This window comes from Arthrobacter sp. B2a2-09 (assembly GCF_027587375.1).
Classification (GTDB): domain Bacteria; phylum Actinomycetota; class Actinomycetes; order Actinomycetales; family Micrococcaceae; genus Arthrobacter.
This window is the reverse complement of record NZ_JAMXIC010000045.1, coordinates 1-19344: the sequence shown is the minus strand read 5'-3', so window position 1 is coordinate 19344 and position 19344 is coordinate 1. Positions and strand designations below refer to the sequence as shown.

The window sequence follows — 19344 nt, the reverse complement described above, 5'->3', positions numbered from 1 at the left end:
CCAGCATGCTCCCTGCCCGCACAACGAGCCGAACCGGATTCAAATCATCAGCCCGGGCACATCGGTGGATCGAGGCTTAGCAAGCATCGATTTATGCGACCGCTTGCGCCCGGCCGATACGGAAGAGGATGGTTCGAGCCGTTGCGATCAAGGCACCGGTGATTCCTGCCCCGAAGATTGTGCCGATGACAACGAGAGCCCAGCCTCCGACCTCGATGGCGTGCATGATCTGGGACGCCGCCGCGGCAGAGATGCCAAGGGACCCCGCGATCCATGAAACAGCCAAGCTCGCGCCGAAGATGCCAACCACAGCCAGCGCAGCCGCGGCCGCAGCCTGAAGCCCGGTCCTTTTCGTCATTGTTGATTCCACTTCAACCCCATTTCTCGAGTAGAACGGCCAACGGAATCGCTGGCCCTGAATAGTGGTGCCCCTCCAAAAGGAAGGCCATCCACGATTCAGATTCTCTCGGTGAAATTGGCGTCTAAGTGTAAAAAAGTGAAAACTCCGTGTGCCCAGGGCCGTTTCTCAGTGTGAACAAGCCGGATCTCCGTGTGCGCCCGGACCCGTCTACGTGTGCGCCGAGTGAAAACACTGAGAGCCGCGCGCGGCACTTGGAACGCTAAGGAACTTAGACGTGGTCGGCCTGGTCGTGGACCGTCAACGTCCCGGCGAGGTCGAGGTCTGCGCCGGTGCCGTGCGCCCCAGCGTGTGCGAGGAGTGCGGCACCGAGTGCGGCGCTCCAGAATGTCCTGGCTTCGACGTCGACGGGTCGCTTGAGGCTCCAACCCCGGCTGCCGACGATCTGGCTCATGAATCGCTCCGATTGGCGGAACAGCAGTTGGAGGTGCTCGTCGACCACGGGGGCGAGCTCGGCTTTGGCGATTCCGGTCGCGAGTGCTCCCGCGACCGAAGGGAGCGAGGGCAAGGCGAGGACCGCGCGGGCGATGTTGCGCCGGAAGGTCGCCGCGTCGGGGGCCTGGCGGCCGATCCGCTCGATCCGCCGGGTGTCGTGGAGCAGACCAAGGAATGCGGCGTGCACGAGTAGTGAGTCTTTGGAACCGAAGTAGTAGGTGATCTGGTTGGGGAACACCCCTGCCGCGTCTGCGATTTCCGCGACGCTCAGCTGGGCTCCGTGGCGCTCCTTGCCGAGCCGGGCCGTGGTCTCGATGAGTCGCCTCCGGGTCGCGCGTCCGCGCTCGAGCGTCGAGGTCTGCGCCTCGGGTTCGGTTCGCTTCTGAATCACCTCTCGATTGTATGTGATACAAAAGTAGCGTTAGTTGTATGACATACAAGAGAGGTGGTTGAAGGGCATGGGACGGAATGAGGTTGTAGTGACCGGACTTGGCGCGATCACGCCGCTCGGAGGCGACGTCAGATCGACTTGGGAAGCCCTGCTGGCCGGCGAGTCCGGCATCCGGGGCGAGGTTCTACCCGGCCATGAGGACGGCGAACTGGCCGGCACCGTGGCCGGGACGATGGCGATCGACCCGGCCACGCGCCTGTCCCCGGTGCAAGCCAGGCGTCTGGACCGCTCGCAGCAGGCAGCTCTCGTCGCTGCGGCCGAGGCTTGGGCTGACGCCGGAGCCCCTGAAGTCGACCCGGAGCGACTCGCCTCGGCGATCGGCACCGGAATCGGCGGCGTGCAGACCCTGTTGGAGGAAGACGACGTTCTTGAACTGTCGGGTGCCCGCCGTGTCTCGCCACGAACCGTCCCGATGCTCATGCCCAACGCCGCTGCCGCCCTGATCAGCATCGCCTACGGTGCGCGCGCCGGGGTATACACACCAGTCTCCGCCTGCTCATCCGGTGCCGAGGCGATCGCGCTAGGGGCCAGGCTCATCCGTGCTGGCGAAGCAGACGTGGTCATCGCGGGCGGAACGGAGGCAGCGATTACCCCGATCACCGTCGCCGGTTTCAAGCAGACCCAGGCGCTGTCGCGTCACACCGCGGAGCCGGCCTCAGCGTCTCGACCGTTCGCCGCGGACCGCAGCGGATTCGTCCTGGCGGAAGGTGCCGCGGTCTTGGTGCTCGAGAGCGCCGAACACGCCGCTGCGCGTGGTGCACGGGTCCACGCAGTGCTCGCCGGAGCCGGCATCGCGGCCGACGCGTACCACCTCACCGCCCCCGCTCCCGATGGCAGCGGTCAGATCTCGGCAATGCGGAAGGCTCTCGCGCAAGCCGGACTTGATCCCGAGCAGATCGGGCACATCAATGCCCATGCTACTGGGACGCCGGTGGGAGATGCTGCCGAGTCCCGTGCGATCAGGGAGGTATTCGGGCACGCGACCGTGACGGCGCCCAAAGCGGCGCTCGGCCATCTCTTCGGGGCTGCAGGGGCGATCGAGGCTCTCATAGCGGTCCTCAGCGTGAAGCACGACGTCGTTCCGCCGACCCGCAACCTCACCCCGAGCGACGTTGATCCCGACATCAACCTCGACGTCGCCACCCAACGACGGAACCTCCCTCAACAGGCTGTGCTCAGCAACTCCTTCGGCTTCGGTGGGCAGAACGTTTCCCTCGTCGTCACCGATGCACGACACCCCATTACCTCGACCACACGATGAACCACGCGACCGCGCCGGCGACACCACCGCCACTGCGAGCTCGGCCTACTCGGCCGCCGCCAAGCAAGGCTACCGTCTCGTCGACGGTGCCTTGGCCGGCGAACCGACAACGAACGGCCGCGTGTTGACCGGTTCGACGGGAACGACGGCGGGCTTGACTTCAGCAATCGGCTCCGCAGGCTCAGCGTAAGAGCCGGTTCCGAGCCCGCGCACAGTCCAGCCTTGCGCCTGCCACACCCCAGCGTCCAGGACGTTCCGCGCGTCCAGCACCATCCGGCGTCGTACGAGCGAACCGACAGCGGCGGGTGAGAGGGCTCGGTATTCGTCCCATTCGGTGAGCAGCAGCACCAACTCAGCGCCTTCGAGCGCGCGAGTGGTGGACGCTTCGAAGCGGAGCTGGGGGTAGCGCATCCAGGCATTGTTGATGGCCTTGGGATCGGTCACGGTAACGTGGGCGCCCGCCGCGGCCAACTGGAGTGCGACGTCCAGGGCGGGGGAGTCACGGATGTCGTCGGTGTCCGGTTTGAAGGCGGCGCCCAGCACGGTGACGGTGCGGCCGGACAGGAAGCCTTTGCACATTTCGCGGGCGACGTGCACGGCGCGGGCGCGCTGGCCCAGATTGATGGAGTCGACCACGCCCATCCACTCATCGAGGGAAGGCACGGACAGCGCTTGTGCCTGTGCGCGGAACGAGCGGATGTCCTTCGGCAAGCAGCCGCCTCCGAAACCCAGGCCGGCGTGCAGGTACCGGTTGCCGATGCGCGGATCCAGGCCCATCGCCTCACTGAGCTCGGTAACGTCGGCCCCTGAGGCGTCGCAAAGTTCGGCCATGGCGTTGATGAAGCTGAGCTTCGTGGCGAGGTACGCATTGGAGGCGGACTTGATGAGCTCGGCTGTCGCGAAGTTGCAGACCAGCCGCGGGATCCCGGCGGAAATCAGCGGTTCGTAGACGGCGTCGAGCGCCGCCGTCACCGGGGTGCCGGCGGCAGAGTCCTTGCCGCCCGGCACGCCGTACACCAATCGATCTGGTACCAATGAATCCTTCACTGCCGTGCCTTGACGCAGGAACTCGGGGTTCCAACCGAGCAGGACATCCGGCCTGCGGGCAAGGATGCCGCGGAGCATGTCCACTGTGCCCACGGGAACGGTGGATTTGCCGACGACGGCGGCGCCCCTCGCCAGATGCGGGAGGAGGCTCTTCGTGGCTGCGATCACGTAGGAGAGGTCAGCGGTATCCGACGTCTTGGATTGCGGGGTGCCCACGCAGAGGAAGTGCGTCTGGGCGTCTGCGGCGTCGGCGAAGTCAGTGGAGAACGTGAGCCGCTTGGTGGCGAAGCCGTCCCGGAGGAGTTCGTCAAGGCCGGGTTCGTGGAAGGGCGCGAAGCCATTGTTCAGGTGAGCGACCTTCTGGGCATCGACGTCGATGCCCACCACGGTGTGGCCCATCGACGCGAGCGTTGCGGCGTGCACCGCGCCAAGATAGCCGCAGCCTACAACGGAGATTTTCATGCTGGGAGTCCTTTGCTGGAAGTCACGGAAATAGTGGCGGGCTCGGCCGCCTGAAACTCGGCCGCCTGAAGCTCGGCCGCCTGAAACTCGGCCGCCTGAAGCTCGGCCGGTTGGATGGGTGCAGCGGCAGGCTCCACGAGCGCTTCACCGGCGATCACTGCCTCGTAGTGCTGGACGAGTTGGGCACTCAGCACCGGCCAGGTCCGTCCTTGGACCGAAGCGAGTGCCGCCGTTCCGAACGCACGGCGCTTGGCGTCGTCGCCCACCAGGTCCTGCACGTAGCCCCGCAACTGCGCAAGGTCTCCCGGCTCGTAAAGCCACCCGGTACGGGAGTTTTCCACGAGATCGAGGGGACCGCCGCGGCCGGTGGCCACGACGGGAACGCCCGAGGCCATGGCCTCTTGGATCGTCTGGCAAAACGTTTCGAACTCGCCAGGATGGACGAAGAGGTCAAGGCCCGCCACGACCTGGGCCAATTCCTCGCCGCCCAGGAACCCGGTGAAGAAGGCGTTCGGCAGTGCTGCTTCGAGGGCAGCGCGTTGCGGGCCGTCGCCCACAATGACAAGCCTCGTTCCCGGCAGGTCCGCCAGCACGGCGAGGTCCTCCACCTGCTTCTCCACCGCGAGGCGGCCGACATAGCCGATGATGCGCTCGCCGTGGGGCGCTACGGAGGCGCGCCACGCCGTCGAGCGCTTGGTGGGGGAGAACCGCGCGGTATCCACACCGCGCCGCCACATGCCCACCCTTAAGATCCCGCGGCCGCGCAACTGGTTTAGCGCGAACGTGGACGGGACCAGTGTCCGGTCTGCACGAAGATGGATGTTGTCCACCCGGTTCCATGCCCAGTTCTCCAGGATGGGGACGCCATACCGGGCGGCGTAACTGGGGACCTCGGTTTGATAGATGGCAACCGTGGGGATGCCGAGCTGGTGCGCAGCCTGCACAGCCCGCCATCCGAGCACGAAAGGGGATGCAAGGTGGACGACGTCCGGTGCGTAGTCGGCAAGGATTCTCTTGACCCGGCTCACACCGCCCAACGCCACCCGCACATTTGTGTACCCGGCCAAGGGCACGGAGGGGAGGCGGTGGACAAAAGCGCCGTTCACGACGTCCGAGACAGCAGTGTCCGACGTCGAGGGCGCAATCACCATCACTTCGTCGCCGCGCTCTTGCAGATGCTCCAGCACCCGCAGGATGGAGTGGGTTACCCCGTTCATGAGCGGCAGGAATGATTCGGCAACGATAGCGATCCTCACCCCTCCACGGTGTGCGCGGAGGTTGGCGAAGCGGGGGAATGGGCGTGACGGTAGGGGGAAGGTTTGGTTAACAAATTGATGTTGATTCCCGAGTGTAGGATTCCGAGCGACTGAAAATGCGCCAATCTAGGTAATTGCGGAGTTGAAAGACGGGTAGAAGTTACTCTTATTCCCCAATATGCGCCCGACTTACGGTGACAACTGTATTGAACCTCGTGGCCATGACTGGGGCTTGTCCCGGGCACCGGGGTGTTTCGGCAGAGGGCGCTGACTGGGCGGCGCGCCCTCGTGCGCTGAATAGCGCTGGGTGTAGTCGCCCTGCGCCGCCCGTATGTCCGGCCAGGCCGTTGCCTAGAATCGAGCCAGACCCTATGAAACTCTTCAACCGTACTGACCAGGTTGACCAGCACCGGACGTTCAAACGGACGATCCCCGGCAAATGGTTCACCTGGTTCTCCACCGTTGTGGTGGCAATTGCGTTCGCTGGCGTCACCGCCGGCATCACCGCACCCGCCGCGCAAGCCGCTAATCCAACAGTCGTCACCTTGACCTTTGACGACGCAAATGCCGACCAACTCAACGCCGCTCAGACCATGCAGACCCTGGGCCTGGTGGGTACTTTCTTCACGCCCTCCGGATTCATTAACAACCCCAATTACCTGACGACAAGCGACATGCAGGGCCTCGTGGCGAACGGCAACGAGATTGCCGGCCACACTGTTACCCACCCGGATCTGACCACCGTGACATCGGATGAGGCAACTCGCCAGATTTGCAACGACAGGGTGAACCTCAGCAACCTTGGATTCACGATCACTGACTTCGCGTATCCCTTCGCTGCCGAGAACGCATCCCTCGAAACCATAGTCAAGAACTGCGGCTTCAATAGTGCCCGCAATCTTGGTGACATCAAGACGCGGTTCAGCTGCGCCGGCTGCCCCCTCGCGGAGACCATCCCGCCGGTGAACGCGTACAACACGGCGGCCCCGGATGAAGTGGACAACACCTGGACCCTGGCAGACCTGGAGAAATCGGTCACGCAGGCCGAGCCCGCAGGCGGATGGGTGCAGCTCACCTTCCACCACATTTCGGCCACCAGCACCGATGCGCTGAACATCACGCCCACCTTGTTCGCCCAGTTCGCTACGTGGCTCAAGACGCGTCCTGCAACGACAAGCGTCAAGACGGTGGCACAGGTGATAGGCGGAACGGTCAAGCCGCTGGTTTCCGGACCGCCGGCCCCGCCACAGGGTACTGGAAACCTGGTCAAGAACCCGAGCCTCGAAACCCTCGCAAACGGCGCCCCGCAATGTTGGGCCGCTGGAGGCTACGGCACAAACACGGCTACCTTCTCCACGGTCAGGCCCGGGCATACCGGGAACGTCGCCGAAAAGCTCGTAGTGAGTGGATATGTCGACGGCGATGCGAAACTGTTGCCTACCCTGGACCTTGGAGGTTGTTCTCCGACGGCAACTGCGGGACACACCTACAACATAGGCGCTTGGTATAAGTCCACCGCCAACACTCAGTTCGAGCTGTATTACCGAACTGGACTCGGTTCGTGGACGTACTGGACCTCCAGCCCGTGGTTCGCCGCAGCTACTACTTACCAAAAGGCAAGCTGGACGACTCCGGCCCTTCCTTCTGGCGCCAGCGGCATCAGTTTCGGGCTGAACCTGTTCAGCAACGGCACCATCACGACGGACGACTACGAGATGTTCGACGTCGCCACCGTGACGCCACCTCCGCCCCCACCGCCCGGAACCAACCTCGTACAGAACCCCAGCCTTGAAACTGCCGGGGCGGGCTCGTTCCCACAGTGCTGGCAGGCGGGTGGATACGGCACCAATACCGCCGTGTTCAGCACCGTAGCCACGGCTCACACCGGTACGAAGGCTGAGAAGCTCACCATCACGGGCTACTCAAGTGGTGATGCGAAACTGCTTCCCACATTGGACTCCGGTAGTTGCGCTCCACCAGCCATCGCGGGACACACCTACTCGGTGCGTGTTTGGTACACCGCCACAGCCGTCACACAGTTCGCTTTGTATTACCGTGACGCCTCTGGCGCGTGGGTCTACTGGACCTCCGGACCGTGGCTGAACACCGCCACTACCTATACCCAGGCAAGCTTCACGACGCCGGCACTCCCCGCCGGGGCCACTGCAATCAGCTTCGGCTTGAGCCTGTTCAACAACGGCACAGTCACCACGGATGACTACGCCATGTTTGACACCGTCGGAGCCCCGCCCCTGGGGTGAGCAACTGAGTAACTGAAACGAACACTGAGGGCGGCTGCTTAGCCGCCCTCAGTTGTTTGCTTGGCGTGTTTACTTAGCCTGCTACTTGGCCGCCTTCAGAACGTCCGGCAGCTCGTCAACGAATACTGTCCCGGGCGGCTCGTAATAGATGACAAGCACCTCATCACCCACGTTGAAAACACTGCTCTTGTCGAACGGATGTGCGTGGAAGGCGCTCGTGCCGCCGTGGAACGGCAGCATCACTTCCCCTACGGTGCCCGGCCCGATACGACCCGTGACCCTACCGATTTTGCCGGTCAGGCTCCGATCAACCTCTCTGTGCATCAGTGTCCCTATGCATCAGGGGTTTTGGTGGGCCGCTTGGCCGGTTCCTTGCCGTTCTTGAGCGCCGATGTGATCGATGGCAGGTAGTTGCCGACCTGGGCCAGGATCCCACCCACCATGCTGTTGAGGCCCTCGCCACCATTGAGGACCGTCAGTTGCCCCACGTGGGCGAAGGGTTCAGCCGCGGCTGCAACGATCGCAGGCATGTTCTCGGCAAGCTGCTGGGAGATCACGGCCTCTTGGTTGGTTCCGAGAGCCTCGGCACGGGCTTTGATGCCGTCCGCTTCCGCCAAGGACTTGGCCTTGATGGCGGAGGCTGCAGCGTCACCGCGGGCCCTGGTGGCAGCGGCTTCGGCTTCACCGGTGATCTTCGTAGCACCCGCAATGGCGGCCGCCGCCGTGGCGTTGGCCTGCGCTTCGACTTCAACTCTGCGGGCGTTTGCCTGGGCCTCGAGTTCCGTCCGCCGTGCCCGCGCCTCGGAGGCGCTGATGTCGGCAGCCTTTTGGGCTTCCGCCTCGGTCCGCTGGGCGTACGCCTTTGCATCGGCAGGCTTTCGGATGGATGTCTGGAGCTTCTGCTCCTCGCGGTCCGCCTCCAGCTTGGCCACCTCGGTTTCCTGGACCACCACTTGCTGGCGCGCCGTGGCGTCGGCCAACGGACCTGCCTGCGCCGCGTTGGCCCTGGCGGTCTCGGCATTGGCTTGGGCCGCTGATTGCTTGATGGCCGAGAGGCTCTGGGCATCGGCAATCTGGGCAGCTGCCTCAGCTTCCCTTTCCGCGGCTTCGCGGTTTCTGGTGGCCTCGGCGATGCGGGCCTCCATTTTGACCTGCGCAATGTGCGGCTTGGCCAGGTTCTGAATGTAGCCCGTGGGGTCCTGGAGGTCCTTGATTTGAAGGGAATCAACCACCAAGCCAAGCTTTTCCATTTCAATACCACTGGCGCTCCGGACCAAAGACGCGAGTTTGTCGCGCTCACGAATGATTTCTTCCATGGTCATGCTGCCAATGATCGAGCGCAGGTGTCCCTCAAAGACGTTGTAGACCTGGCTTTGCATTTTGGGCTGCTGGCCGAGAAACCTCCTCGCGGCGTTCGCAATGAAGGGCGCGGCATCACCGATTTTGTAGATAACCACACCCTCCACGATCACCTGAATACCTTGCGAGGTCACGCAGTTGACCTGGAGCTCTGTTTCATTCAGCGTCAGGGACAAAGTCCTCACGGTTTGGAGCCCGGGAACCACCAGGGCACCCTTACCGGTGACGATTTTGAAATCCATTCCGTCCCTGGTGTCCAAACTTCCCCGAGTCAGGCCGGAAATGATCAGTGCCTCGTTTGGTTCAGCCACCTTCCACATCAATTTGATGAGAAGCCTAATGACGGCAACGGCGACAACTACCCCTAATACGGTGACAAGAATGGGGAGATAAGCAACGAGGTCGAACATGACTGTCCTTTCAACGGCAAGCACTCAAGCGGCTCGTGTAGTCAGTCTGCTTCGGTCTGCTCCAGGAGTCCAGCTATTTGTTTACTTACAATTGACACAACGGATGCTCCTAAGCGTGCGTTCCCGCCAGCGATTCAGTCCTCACCTCAGCTACCGCCCGAGGTGCCGGGACGCCGTCGCCCTCTTGGCCGTAGAGCCAGTCGTTGTACTGGAAGTCGCCGTCCTTGCGGCTTTTGAACAGCAGGTTCCGCAAGATGCGGGCGACGCCGGACACGTGCCAGGACTCGCCCCAGACGCGCGCCGTGCGCTGGACGCGGGCCGTGCGCGCCGCGCGGGCTGAGTTGAAATCGCTGATGGCGCGGTCCCACGCACCGGTGTCCACGCCGTCGTCGGTAAACACGGAACCGACGGTGGAGTCCTGGAGGACCGCGGCGTCTTCAAGCGCCTGGCAGGCTCCTTGGGCCAAATACTGGAGCATGGGGTGCGCGGCATCACCCATCAAGACCAGGCGGCCGTCGATCCAGTTTTCGATGGGATCGCGATCGTACATGGGCCAGCGAAGGCCGGTCGCAAGGTTCCGCAGCGCCAGCTGTACGGCTGGAATGCAGTCCTTGTAAGCGGCCTCGAGTTCGTCAACGCCGCCGTACTGCTCCTCGCCGCGCTCGAACGAGGGCGACTTGAAAACAGCAACCGTGTTGAGCAGTTCCCCCTTGCGCAGCGGGTATTGCACGAGGTGGCAGTCCGGCCCGAGGTAGACGACGACGTCCTCGAGATCGGTCGCCGGGGTCTCAGGCGTGATGGGCACAGTTCCGCGATAGGCGACGTACGACGACGACACCGGCCCGTCCTGCGCGACGGCGGCGCGGAGCGTGGACTTGAGGCCGTCGGCGCCGATTACGACGTCGGCCTCGTAAACGTCCCCACTCGACGTGTGCGCCACGCCGCGGGCGTTCACGGTCTCAACGTTCTCGACGACGACGTCGTTCACCAGGCGGACGCCGGCGTCTTGGCACGCTTCCAACAGGATCCGGTGCAGGTCGCTGCGGTGGATCACCACGTACGGAGCGCCGTAACGCTTTTCGAACTCGCCCCCGAGGGTCTGCCGGGTGAGTTCCTCACCGCTCAGGGCGTCGCGGAACACCAAGTGCTTGGGCCGGACCCCGATCTCGAGCGCCTTCTCAAGGAGGCCCCAACGCTTCAAGACGCGGGAGGCGTTGGGGGCCATCTGCAGTCCGGCCCCGACCTCGCCGAATTCGGGGGCCCGCTCAACCAACGTCACCTCGGCGCCGTTAGCGCGGAGGGCCAGGGCACCGGCAAGGCCGGCCATCCCTCCGCCGACGACGAGGACTTCAGTGGACGGTTTGCGGTCAGACATTGCTAGCTCCTACAGAGGTGGTGTTGTTGGATTGGATTTTGGCGGCCTTGATCTTCGTGGTTTTGATCTTGGCTCCGATGGTGCCGAGCAGGATGGCCGCGACGGCGGCGGCCGCGGCAAACGCCAGGAAGTTCGAGTTGACGCCCAGCCCGGCTGCCAGCAGCAGTCCGCCTACTTGGGGTGCGGCGACCGCGCCGATGCGGCCCACGCCGAGCGCCCAGCCGAGCGCTGTGCCCCGCAGATGCGCCGGGTAATGGCTGGCCACCGCCGCGATGATGAGGCACTGGGTTCCGTGGGTGCCGACCCCGGCCAGCACCAACATGAGGTAGACGAGCCCCACAGGCGGTCCCGCCACCAGTACGGCCAGCGCGACGGCGGCGACGGCGGCTGCCGCGATCGCCGTCGGGATGGGACCGAAGCGCGTTCCCGCCCAAGCGGTGGCCACCGAGCCGACGACGGCACCGAGGTTGAGTGCCAGCCCGAACGTCAGGGCGGATCCGAGGTTGTAGCCGGCCAGTTGCATCAAGTTCGGGAGCCACGTGCCCAGGCCGTACCAGGCAAAGAGCGTCACGAGGGTGGCGATCGCGAACAGGATGCTCATGCCGAGGTACGGGGCCCGGAGCAGGGACTTGAAGCCCACTGTCTGTTTCGCGTTCGTTGCGGCCTTCGCCGGCGGGAGCGTCTCCGGGAGCGTCTCCGGGAGGAAGCGCATGCCCAGCGGAACCACCACGAGCAGGGCCACGGCGGCCGCCAGGAACATGACCGGCCAGCCGAAAGCAGGAATCAGCGGAATGCCTGCCAACGCGGCAATCGAGCCGCCGATCGGGACTCCGGACATCATCAGCGTGGCGATGGTGGACCGCCATTTGGCGGGGACCAGTTCCGCGACCAAGGCATTTGCCGAGGGAACAAGTCCGCCCAGGCCGATGCCGGCCAGCAAGCGCAAGCTCCCGAAGACGAAGGCGTTAGGGGAGAACGCGCACAGGATGGTGAAGAGCGAAAACAGCGCGGCGCAGGCGATGATGGTCCGGCGGCGGCCCCAACTGTCCGACATCCTGCCGGCGAAGATGGCTCCAATCATCATGCCCACGAACGCCATCGAGCCGACCGTGCCGGCAGTGGCTTTGGTGAGCCCCCACCCTGTGTCGGTGATGAGGGACGACTGCACGGTGCCGTAGACGATGAGGTCATAGCCGTCGAAAACCACCAGCAACCAGCAGACCAGCACAGCGGCGGCGGAACGCCTGGAGAACCGGGCCATAGCTTCGGTTGCTGCCTCGGGGGAGTGGTGAACGCCGTGTTGGGTCCGCTCCGGCGCTGCAGCGGATGGTGTGTGATTCATCCCACCACTGTGTGGCCGCCGTCGCCGTAGCCCAATAGAATTCTGTCGTGCAGAATCTTCCAGTCCGTAAGAAGCCGGCCTATTCCATTGAGGCCGTGGACAACGCGCTGCAACTCCTCCAGCTCTTGCGCGACGGCGGCAGCCTGCGCCTCAAGGACGCCGCCGCGGAGCTGGGTGTTGCCCCCTCCACTGCCCACCGGCTGTTGGCCATGCTGGTCTACCGGGGGTTCGCGGTCCAGGACGAGACCCGCCGCTACGTGCCTGGGCCGGCCATGGGGGTTGGCCCGGCAGGACTCAGTTGGACCCGTTTGCTGCGCACGGTGGCGCAGCCGCATATGGAACTCCTGAGTGGCCGGATCAACGAGACCGTCAATCTCATGGTTCGCGTGGGTACCAAGGTCAGGTTCCTGGGCACAGTGGAGGGGACCAATGCCCTGCGGGTAGGCGACAGGCAGGGAACCGTATTGCCCGCCAACAAGGCCTCGGGCGGCAAGGCGCTGTTGGCCGAGCTGGAGCCCGCCATGATTGAGCAGTTGTTCCGCAGCCACAATGCGGAGATTGGCGGGGACAGCATTCCCGACGCCGAATATCCGGCTTTCCTCCGCGAGCTCGAGACGATTCGGAACAACGGATTCGCCGCGAATTTCGAAGGCACCGAGGAAGGGATCAGCGCTTTGGGGGTGGCGCTCCACAACGGGAATGGCGTTGCGGTGGGTGCCCTGAGCGTCGCGACCCCCGTGGCAAGGTTCCGCAGGCTCTTCGACAGCGGACTCGTGGCCATCATGCGGGAAACCCAGCGCCAATTGGAGATCGATATTGCGGCAAATCCGGCCGGGTCCGAACCGTAACCCACCCAACTAGTCCCCACCCAACTGACTCGCAGTTGATGTCGTTTTGAGGGCCCATAACGACATCTACTGCGAGTCAGTTGGGGCAGGCCGTTAGCTCGGTTGGGCCAGTGGATTCTGGCTAGCAGAATATGCTGGAGATCACTTGAGGGTCTCCCTAAGGTCTGGAGTACGCCAAAACTTTCCCGTACCCCTTGAGGAGGCCCCCTGTGTCCATCAGCGCCGATAGCACAACACATGAATCGGTTGCCGCCGCGCACGCGGTTCCGGAACCGACTCCCGAGGAAGCCAAGCAGCTTGAGCAGTTGTACCGCGACTTCGACACGGAGAACTTGATTCCGCTCTGGACCGAGATCGCGGACCTGATGCCGATGGTGCCATCTCCGAAAGCGGTGCCGCACGTGTGGCGCTGGAACGATCTGTACCCGCTGGCTGCCCGCGCCGGGGATTTGGTGCCCGTGGGCCGTGGCGGAGAACGCCGTGCCATCGCCCTGGCCAACCCGGGCCTGGCCGGCACGCCGTATGCGACGCCGACGTTGTGGGCAGCCATCCAGTATCTCGGCGCGCACGAAACAGCCCCGGAGCACCGCCACTCGCAGAACGCGTTCCGTTTCGTCGTCGAAGGCGAAGGTGTCTGGACCGTCGTCAACGGGGACCCGGTGGCGATGCGCCGCGGGGATTTCCTGCTCACGCCGGGCTGGAACTTCCACGGCCACCACAACGACACCGACCAGCCGATGGCGTGGATCGACGGACTGGACATCCCGTTCGTGCACTACGCGGACGCCGGGTTCTTCGAATTCGGCACCGAACGCGTCACGGATGAGGCCACCCCGGCCGTTTCGCGCTCCGAGCGGCTCTGGGCGCACCCGGGCCTGCGTCCGCTGTCCGGGCTGCAGGACACGGTGAATTCCCCGATAGCTGCCTACCGTTGGGAACACACCGACGCTGCCTTGCGCGAACAGTTGCTTCTCGAGGATGAGGGCCACCCCGCCACGGTGTCCCAGGGCCACGCCGCTGTGCGCTACACCAACCCCACCACCGGCGGGGACGTGATGCCCACCATCCGCGCCGAATTCCACCGCCTCCGCGCCGGCGCTTCCACCCAGGCCGTGCGCGAAGTCGGCTCCAGTGTCTGGCAGGTCTTCGAAGGACGCGGCACCGTGGTACTGAACGGGGAGTCCAAGGTCCTCGAGAAAGGCGACCTCTTCGTGGTCCCGTCCTGGCAGGAATGGTCGCTTGGCGCCGAGAGCGAGTTCGATCTCTTCCGCTTCAGCGATGCCCCCATTTTCGAACGACTGAATTTCAACCGCACGTACATCGAAGGACGCAACAAATGAGACTCCTCACCCTCCGCACTTCTGACGGGACCGGCACCGGCACCGTGGCCGTCCGCCAGGACGGCGACACCCTGACCGAGATCGACGGCTTCTCCGATGTCGGCGCCCTCCTGCAGGATCCCGCCTGGGCGGCCATCGCGGAGGCGGCCAACGGCGCAACGCACGCGTACGACGGCGCCGACCTCGCCGCCGTCGTGCCCTCACCGGGGAAGATCATCTGCGTCGGGCACAACTACCGCAACCACATCAAGGAGATGGGTCGGGAAATCCCGGAGTACCCCACCCTGTTCGCGAAGTACCAGGAATCGCTGATTGGTCCCAACGACGATCTTGCGTTGCCGCAGGAATCGGACACGGTTGACTGGGAGGCCGAGCTCGCCGTCGTGATCGGCAAGAAGGGGCGCCGGATCAGCGAAGCCGACGCGGCGGACCACATCGCCGGGTACTCGGTGCTGAACGACATCAGCATGCGCGATTACCAGTTCCGCACCGTCCAGTGGCTCCAAGGCAAGACCTGGGAGAAGTCCACGCCGTTCGGGCCCGCCCTGGTCACCAAGGACGAGTTCACGGCCGGGCCGCTGATGACCTCCGCGGTGGACGGCGAGATCCAGCAGCAGACCCCCACCGGGGACCTTGTGTTCACCCCGGAATTCCTGGTGTCCTACATTTCGACCATCATCACGCTGAACCCTGGCGACGTCATCGCGACCGGCACGCCCGGCGGTGTGGGCCACGCCCAGAACCCGAAGCGCTACCTCCAGGAAGGCCAGATCCTGGTCACCACAATTGAAGGCCTGGGCCAGCTGAACAACCGCGTGGTCAAGGAAGCCTGATGGTCGCCCGCCACGATCTCACCACCGATCCGGGCCTGCAGGAACAGCTGCTGCAGGCCCGGCGGGGGACCGCGTTCTTCGCCCGCAAGCTCAGTGAACTCTCCGATGCCGAGCTCGACGGCGATTCGCTGCTTCCCGGGTGGAGCCGCCGCCACGTTGTCGCACACATCGGCTACAACGCCAGGGCCATCGCCCGGCTGGTTGAATGGGCCTCGACCGGCGTCGAGACTCCGATGTATCCCTCCGTCTCGGTGCGGGATGAGGAGATCAACTTCGGTGCCACGCTGTCTCCCATCGCGTTGCGGAACCTCTTTGACCACTCCGCCGTGCACCTCAGCGTGGAATGGCGCGACCTGCCCGAGGACGCGTGGCACCACACGGTCCGGACCATCCAGGGCAGGGAAGTCCCGGCGTCGGAAACCGTGTGGATGCGCACCCGCGAAGTCTGGGTGCATGCCGTGGACCTCGACAACGGAGCATCATTTGCTGACATCCCGGCGTCTGTACTGGAACGGCTGCTACACGACATCACGTCCGCCTGGGCCACCCGCGGCACCGATAAGGGGCTCCTCGTCAAGGTGACCGGAACGGACCTCACGTTCGGCGATCCGGACGCCGCCGTCGTCGTCGCCGGGCCTCTCGCCGGGGTCGTGGAGTGGGCCACCGGGCGCGGGACCGGCGGGGTCGCTGGGGCGGAACCCGAGGGACTTGGTATCGCTGGGCCGGTGCCGGCGGCACCCAAGTGGGTCTGACGGCGTCGGGCACAAAGAAGGTTGGCACAGCTCCCGGCTTCTTCACCGCAGGAACTGCACCAACCGCTTGTATGACTATTCAGATTTGGCTGTAGATCCTACCCATTGGCGGCTCCTGTAGTCCCGGGCTAACTCAATCCGGGCTTGTGAATAGGTCTATTTTGCGTCGTCAGCCAGATGCCGTGAAAACATCCAGCCTGCGGCGACCATCAGGATGCCCAGAACAATGAACGTCCAGTTGTCGAGCGTGTTCAGCGACAGGAAGTTGGCCGCCGAATCAACTCCGACACTCAGTCCGTACACACTGAGCACGATGTACAAGGCACCGAAGCTCATCAGGTAATTGCGTGCGCTATGGCCGCCCGAGCGGGACATCGCCAAGCTGGTTCCGCCGATGAGCAGCTGCACAATGTTGAGCAGCAGCGACACTTGGAACACACCCAGGAGCATTGCGTGCGAATTTGGCCCGAAGAACTGCAATTCCCCGTACCGCATGGTGATGCCCGGAATGAATCCGAGAAGGCCCACCAGCGCCATCAGAATACCTACACCCATGCCGATGTTCTGGATGTCCGTGCGTCCAAAGTGAACACCATGTGCATGTGGGGTCGCGGTAGTCATTTATGCCCTCCATCCACCTATTGCGAACAATCCAATTTTACGTCTGACTTATGCAAAAAGCGCGGGGAGCGGCGGCGCCCGACGCTCGCTCACTTGTGGGGCGTTTTTCCCTGACGCTCGCTCACCTATGTCGGGTTTCCTGCTGACGCTCGCTCACCTTGGGGCGTTTCCCGCTGACGCTCGCTCACATATACGACGGCGCCGCGGCAGATGTGCAGGAGCATTGGCTGTCGCGGCCCATAGGTGAGCGAGCGTTGGCCGGGAGGGGGCTATAGGTGAGCGAGCGTTGGCCGGGAGGGGGCTATAGGTGAGCGAGCGTTGGAGGATTGGCGGGCCGTCCGGGCGCCTGCCGGAGGAGCGGGGCACGCCGTGGCACGATAGAACACGATGAAACTGCGCGCTGATCAGACCGGTAACCGTGGCTTGCCCATGCCTTTGTGGCTGCAGGGTGCCCTTGAGTCGGCACAGGCCGCCATCATCTCGGCGCTCGTGGTGGTCTTGCCGCTGGTCGGCGTCTGGGCAACTGACGGATTCCAGAACCACAGCATCGATTTCTTGGCACGCTTGGCTGGCCAAACCTGGCTGCTGGTCCACGGCGTGCCGCTGCAACTTGCCACCGTCAACCTGGGAACCGCAGCTCTGCCGGGTTCGGGCATGCTGTCCCTTATCCCGCTCGGCCTGACTCTGGTCCCCTTCCTCCTGGCGTGGCGCGCGGGCCGCCGACTGGCCAGGGCTTCCTACACGGACCAGCTTTGGCAGGCTTTCTTCGGAGCGTTGCTTGTCTATGGGGCGTTTGGCGCGGCCACCGGATTCGTCTGCCGCACGCAGGACGTCGTCATCAACATCTGGTTCGCTGCATTACTTCCGCTTATTCCGTTCGGCCTCGGCATGGTGGTGGGCGCCCGGCGTGAGTCCGGCTCCTGGAGCCGGCTCATTGGCGTCGACGCCGTCGACTGGCTCGCACGCACAAGCCAACATTCCCGTTGGGCCGGTTCCTACTTCGGCTCCGCCATCAAAGCCGGATTTGTGGCGATCATGGCCGCCATGACACTCGCTGCGATGCTGCTCGCCGTCGATCTTGTCATGCACTGGACGGACATCATCGCCGTGTACGAAGGCCTGAAAGCCGGCGCCCTCGGCGGTGGCGTCCTGACCATCGCCCAGCTTGGCTACCTGCCCAATCTGGCCGTTTTCACCCTCGCTTGGTCCTCTGGCGCTGGGTTCGCGCTCGGTGTCGGCTCACATGCCGGGCCGCTGGGCACCGCCGTCGGGCCCTTGCCTGCCATTCCGGTCTTCGGCGCGCTGCCCACCGGCCAGCTCGACTTCGGCGCCGCGGCCCTTGCCCTTCCGGTGATCGGCGGTCTATTGGCGGGCTGGTGGTTCCTGCGCGCGGGGGAGAACCACTTCGACGAATGGCTCTCCATCAAGATCAGGGCACGCTGGTTCACGGCTCCTGTTTCCACGCTGTTCCTCGGCGCGCTCATCGGGGCTGTGGCCGGGGCTATGGCTGGAGGCCTCGCCTGGTTGGCGCGCGGTTCCGCCGGAATCGGGCGCCTCACCGAGATCGGCCCGGACCCGCGGTGGACGGCAGTCTGGATCGCCGCGGAGGTGGGGATCGGCGTCGTGATCGGTTACTGGGTGGGGCCCTGGCTCGAGAGGCGGCAGAAGCTCCGCGAGGCGGATCTCGACGATTCCGTGTACGACGGCGACCACCGCTAAGGCGCCCGCCTCACCTTGGCTTGCGCCCGGGTTAACGCAATCCGGAGGGAATGGACTTCTGGAAATCCACCTGGCACGAGGTCTGCGCGTGCAGCGTCAGCGCGCCTCGTGCGCAATCCTGCAAGGTGCGGATCTGCTGGAAGAAGACGACGGCGGTGAGCACCAGCAGGCACATGATGGCCGTGACCACCAGCCCGGAAATCGTGCCAAACAGTACGATGCGCGGTTGCTTGAACCTGATGGTCCGCACCAGGACCACGACTCCAAGCACCCCCGCAATGACGGTGAGGATGGCACTGAGCCAGACGTAGCTGATGTTCAGGATGTAGACGAAGATGGCGCCAAGCACCGTCAGCAGGAATGTCCTGAACAGCGTTTGGGTAACGGCAAGCGCTGATTTGGCAGCCTCGCTCGGTGGCTGATGCTGCGGGGTGGGTCCAACGCCGGAATTCATGTTTTCCAGCCTACGCGAGCCAGCCATAAGCTAGTGCAATGCGCATTGTTGTCCTCGTCTCCGGCACCGGTTCCAACCTCCAAGCAGTAATCGACGCCGTGAAGGCGGGCGAGCTGGACGTCGAGATCGCAGCCGTGGGAGCAGACAGGCCGGGTACCTACGGCGTGGAACGCTCCGCTGAGGCCGGACTGGATACCTTCGTGGTGGACTTCAAGGACTACGCGGACAGGGCCGATTGGAACGCCGCGCTGACCAAGGCCGTTGCCTCGTACGATCCGGACGTGGTGGTCTCCTCCGGGTTCATGCGGATTGTCAGCCCGGAATTCATCGATGCCTTTGCAGGCAAGTACCTCAACACGCACCCCGCACTGCTGCCCGCTTTCCCTGGCGCCCACGGAGTCCGCGATGCCATGGCGTATGGCGTGAAAGTGACTGGCTGCACTGTCCACTGGGCCGACGCCGGCGTGGACACCGGGCCCATCATCGCCCAGGAAGCCGTCGAAATCGCCCCGGACGACACCGAGGACACCCTGCACGAACGCATCAAGGTGGTGGAGCGTAGGCTCCTGGTCCGTACCCTCGCAGAGCTCGCGGCGGGAAACCACGCCTGAGTCCTCCTTCCGACCCAACTAATACGAAAGTACGGGTGGGTCAGGCTGCGGTGACGGGTGTGATGGTGACGTTGTAGCCGAGGCTGGTG

Annotated in this window: 18 protein-coding genes; 8 read left to right on the top strand and 10 right to left on the bottom strand. The window is 64.3% G+C overall.

The window, feature by feature from the left end; all coding sequences use genetic code 11:
* Window positions 1-91: 91 nt before the first annotated feature.
* Together NFJ07_RS24955 and NFJ07_RS24950 are read right to left on the bottom strand one after the other, a co-directional pair.
* Window positions 92-358: an uberolysin/carnocyclin family circular bacteriocin gene (locus tag NFJ07_RS24955; RefSeq protein WP_078106048.1), complete on the bottom strand. Its 267-nt coding sequence runs from the start codon at window positions 356-358 to the stop codon at window positions 92-94.
* Window positions 359-629: 271 nt separating this feature from the next.
* Window positions 630-1244, bottom strand: a complete 615-nt coding sequence (locus tag NFJ07_RS24950) for a TetR/AcrR family transcriptional regulator C-terminal domain-containing protein (protein ID WP_269998743.1) — start codon at window positions 1242-1244, stop codon at window positions 630-632.
* 67 nt (window positions 1245-1311) lie between these two features.
* Here NFJ07_RS24950 and NFJ07_RS24945 point away from each other — a divergent pair, with 67 nt between their 5' ends.
* Window positions 1312-2565, top strand: a complete 1254-nt coding sequence (locus NFJ07_RS24945; protein ID WP_269998741.1) for a beta-ketoacyl-[acyl-carrier-protein] synthase family protein — start codon at window positions 1312-1314, stop codon at window positions 2563-2565.
* A 69-nt stretch (window positions 2566-2634) separates the two neighbouring features.
* On the opposite strand, the gene NFJ07_RS24940 is transcribed toward NFJ07_RS24945, so the two are convergent.
* Both NFJ07_RS24940 and NFJ07_RS24935 read right to left on the bottom strand, forming a co-directional pair.
* Entirely contained in the window at window positions 2635-4074 is a 1440-nt protein-coding gene (locus NFJ07_RS24940; protein WP_269998739.1) for a UDP-glucose dehydrogenase family protein, read from the bottom strand.
* Entirely contained in the window at window positions 4071-5330 is a 1260-nt protein-coding gene (locus NFJ07_RS24935; RefSeq protein ID WP_269998736.1) for a glycosyltransferase family 4 protein, read from the bottom strand. The genes NFJ07_RS24940 and NFJ07_RS24935 overlap by 4 nt, the downstream gene beginning before the upstream one ends.
* Window positions 5331-5701: 371 nt before the next feature.
* Here NFJ07_RS24935 and NFJ07_RS24930 point away from each other — a divergent pair, with 371 nt between their 5' ends.
* The gene (locus tag NFJ07_RS24930) at window positions 5702-7591 is read left to right on the top strand and encodes a polysaccharide deacetylase family protein (protein ID WP_269998734.1); all 1890 of its coding nucleotides are present in this window, start codon (window positions 5702-5704) and stop codon (window positions 7589-7591) included.
* Window positions 7592-7672: 81 nt separating this feature from the next.
* Here the strand turns inward: NFJ07_RS24930 and NFJ07_RS24925 are convergent, their stop codons facing one another.
* From NFJ07_RS24925 to NFJ07_RS24910, 4 genes are all read right to left on the bottom strand, one after another.
* The gene (locus tag NFJ07_RS24925) at window positions 7673-7915 is read right to left on the bottom strand and encodes a hypothetical protein (RefSeq protein ID WP_269998732.1); all 243 of its coding nucleotides are present in this window, start codon (window positions 7913-7915) and stop codon (window positions 7673-7675) included.
* Window positions 7916-7923: 8 nt separating this feature from the next.
* The gene (locus NFJ07_RS24920) at window positions 7924-9360 is read right to left on the bottom strand and encodes a flotillin family protein (protein WP_269998730.1); all 1437 of its coding nucleotides are present in this window, start codon (window positions 9358-9360) and stop codon (window positions 7924-7926) included.
* A gap of 109 nt (window positions 9361-9469) precedes the next feature.
* Window positions 9470-10735, bottom strand: a complete 1266-nt coding sequence (locus NFJ07_RS24915) for an FAD-dependent oxidoreductase (RefSeq protein ID WP_269998728.1) — start codon at window positions 10733-10735, stop codon at window positions 9470-9472.
* Window positions 10728-12077, bottom strand: coding sequence for an MFS transporter (locus NFJ07_RS24910; protein WP_269998726.1), 1350 nt, complete (start codon window positions 12075-12077; stop codon window positions 10728-10730). The genes NFJ07_RS24915 and NFJ07_RS24910 overlap by 8 nt, the downstream gene beginning before the upstream one ends.
* 47 nt (window positions 12078-12124) lie before the next feature.
* On the opposite strand from NFJ07_RS24910, the gene NFJ07_RS24905 reads away from it, so the two are divergent.
* The 4 genes from NFJ07_RS24905 to NFJ07_RS24890 all read left to right on the top strand — a co-directional run bounded on the left by NFJ07_RS24905 (window position 12125) and on the right by NFJ07_RS24890 (window position 15850).
* Window positions 12125-12925, top strand: a complete 801-nt coding sequence (locus NFJ07_RS24905) for an IclR family transcriptional regulator (protein WP_269998724.1) — start codon at window positions 12125-12127, stop codon at window positions 12923-12925.
* Between the two features lie 209 nt (window positions 12926-13134).
* On the top strand, window positions 13135-14265 hold the full coding sequence (locus NFJ07_RS24900; protein ID WP_269998722.1) for a cupin domain-containing protein: 1131 nt from the start codon (window positions 13135-13137) through the stop codon (window positions 14263-14265).
* Window positions 14262-15098 (top strand): fumarylacetoacetate hydrolase family protein, encoded by an 837-nt coding sequence (locus tag NFJ07_RS24895; RefSeq protein WP_269998720.1) that lies wholly within the window; start codon window positions 14262-14264, stop codon window positions 15096-15098. Before NFJ07_RS24900 ends, NFJ07_RS24895 begins: the two co-directional genes overlap by 4 nt.
* Window positions 15098-15850: a maleylpyruvate isomerase family mycothiol-dependent enzyme gene (locus NFJ07_RS24890; RefSeq protein ID WP_269998719.1), complete on the top strand. Its 753-nt coding sequence runs from the start codon at window positions 15098-15100 to the stop codon at window positions 15848-15850. The genes NFJ07_RS24895 and NFJ07_RS24890 overlap by 1 nt, the downstream gene beginning before the upstream one ends.
* Before the next feature lie 156 nt (window positions 15851-16006).
* On the opposite strand, the gene NFJ07_RS24885 is transcribed toward NFJ07_RS24890, so the two are convergent.
* Window positions 16007-16471 carry a DUF4383 domain-containing protein gene (locus tag NFJ07_RS24885; RefSeq protein WP_269998718.1) on the bottom strand — a complete coding sequence of 155 codons (465 nt, stop codon included), beginning with the start codon at window positions 16469-16471 and terminating at the stop codon, window positions 16007-16009.
* Window positions 16472-16858: 387 nt separating this feature from the next.
* On the opposite strand from NFJ07_RS24885, the gene NFJ07_RS24880 reads away from it, so the two are divergent.
* Complete coding sequence (locus tag NFJ07_RS24880) at window positions 16859-18190, top strand: cell division protein PerM (RefSeq protein ID WP_269998716.1); 1332 nt, start codon at window positions 16859-16861, stop codon at window positions 18188-18190.
* Window positions 18191-18221: 31 nt separating this feature from the next.
* On the opposite strand, the gene NFJ07_RS24875 is transcribed toward NFJ07_RS24880, so the two are convergent.
* Window positions 18222-18644, bottom strand: coding sequence for a hypothetical protein (locus NFJ07_RS24875; RefSeq protein ID WP_269998714.1), 423 nt, complete (start codon window positions 18642-18644; stop codon window positions 18222-18224).
* Window positions 18645-18682: 38 nt separating this feature from the next.
* Between NFJ07_RS24875 and purN the strand changes: the two genes are divergently transcribed.
* Window positions 18683-19255: a phosphoribosylglycinamide formyltransferase gene (gene purN, locus NFJ07_RS24870; protein ID WP_269998713.1), complete on the top strand. Its 573-nt coding sequence runs from the start codon at window positions 18683-18685 to the stop codon at window positions 19253-19255.
* Window positions 19256-19344 lie beyond the last annotated feature (89 nt).

What these genes read in the sequence shown, in the direction of transcription:
- NFJ07_RS24955 (WP_078106048.1), bottom strand. Translation starts at nt 358, where the DNA reads ATGACGAAAAGGACCGGGCTTCAGGCTGCGGCCGCGGCTGCGCTGGCT.
- NFJ07_RS24910 (WP_269998726.1), bottom strand. Translation starts at nt 12,077, where the DNA reads ATGAATCACACACCATCCGCTGCAGCGCCGGAGCGGACCCAACACGGC.
- NFJ07_RS24925 (WP_269998732.1), bottom strand. Translation starts at nt 7,915, where the DNA reads ATGCACAGAGAGGTTGATCGGAGCCTGACCGGCAAAATCGGTAGGGTC.
- NFJ07_RS24890 (WP_269998719.1), top strand. Translation starts at nt 15,098, where the DNA reads ATGGTCGCCCGCCACGATCTCACCACCGATCCGGGCCTGCAGGAACAG.
- NFJ07_RS24930 (WP_269998734.1), top strand. Translation starts at nt 5,702, where the DNA reads ATGAAACTCTTCAACCGTACTGACCAGGTTGACCAGCACCGGACGTTC.
- NFJ07_RS24915 (WP_269998728.1), bottom strand. Translation starts at nt 10,735, where the DNA reads ATGTCTGACCGCAAACCGTCCACTGAAGTCCTCGTCGTCGGCGGAGGG.
- NFJ07_RS24945 (WP_269998741.1), top strand. Translation starts at nt 1,312, where the DNA reads ATGGGACGGAATGAGGTTGTAGTGACCGGACTTGGCGCGATCACGCCG.
- NFJ07_RS24940 (WP_269998739.1), bottom strand. Translation starts at nt 4,074, where the DNA reads ATGAAAATCTCCGTTGTAGGCTGCGGCTATCTTGGCGCGGTGCACGCC.
- purN (WP_269998713.1), top strand. Translation starts at nt 18,683, where the DNA reads ATGCGCATTGTTGTCCTCGTCTCCGGCACCGGTTCCAACCTCCAAGCA.
- NFJ07_RS24875 (WP_269998714.1), bottom strand. Translation starts at nt 18,644, where the DNA reads ATGAATTCCGGCGTTGGACCCACCCCGCAGCATCAGCCACCGAGCGAG.
- NFJ07_RS24885 (WP_269998718.1), bottom strand. Translation starts at nt 16,471, where the DNA reads ATGACTACCGCGACCCCACATGCACATGGTGTTCACTTTGGACGCACG.
- NFJ07_RS24920 (WP_269998730.1), bottom strand. Translation starts at nt 9,360, where the DNA reads ATGTTCGACCTCGTTGCTTATCTCCCCATTCTTGTCACCGTATTAGGG.
- NFJ07_RS24880 (WP_269998716.1), top strand. Translation starts at nt 16,859, where the DNA reads ATGAAACTGCGCGCTGATCAGACCGGTAACCGTGGCTTGCCCATGCCT.
- NFJ07_RS24895 (WP_269998720.1), top strand. Translation starts at nt 14,262, where the DNA reads ATGAGACTCCTCACCCTCCGCACTTCTGACGGGACCGGCACCGGCACC.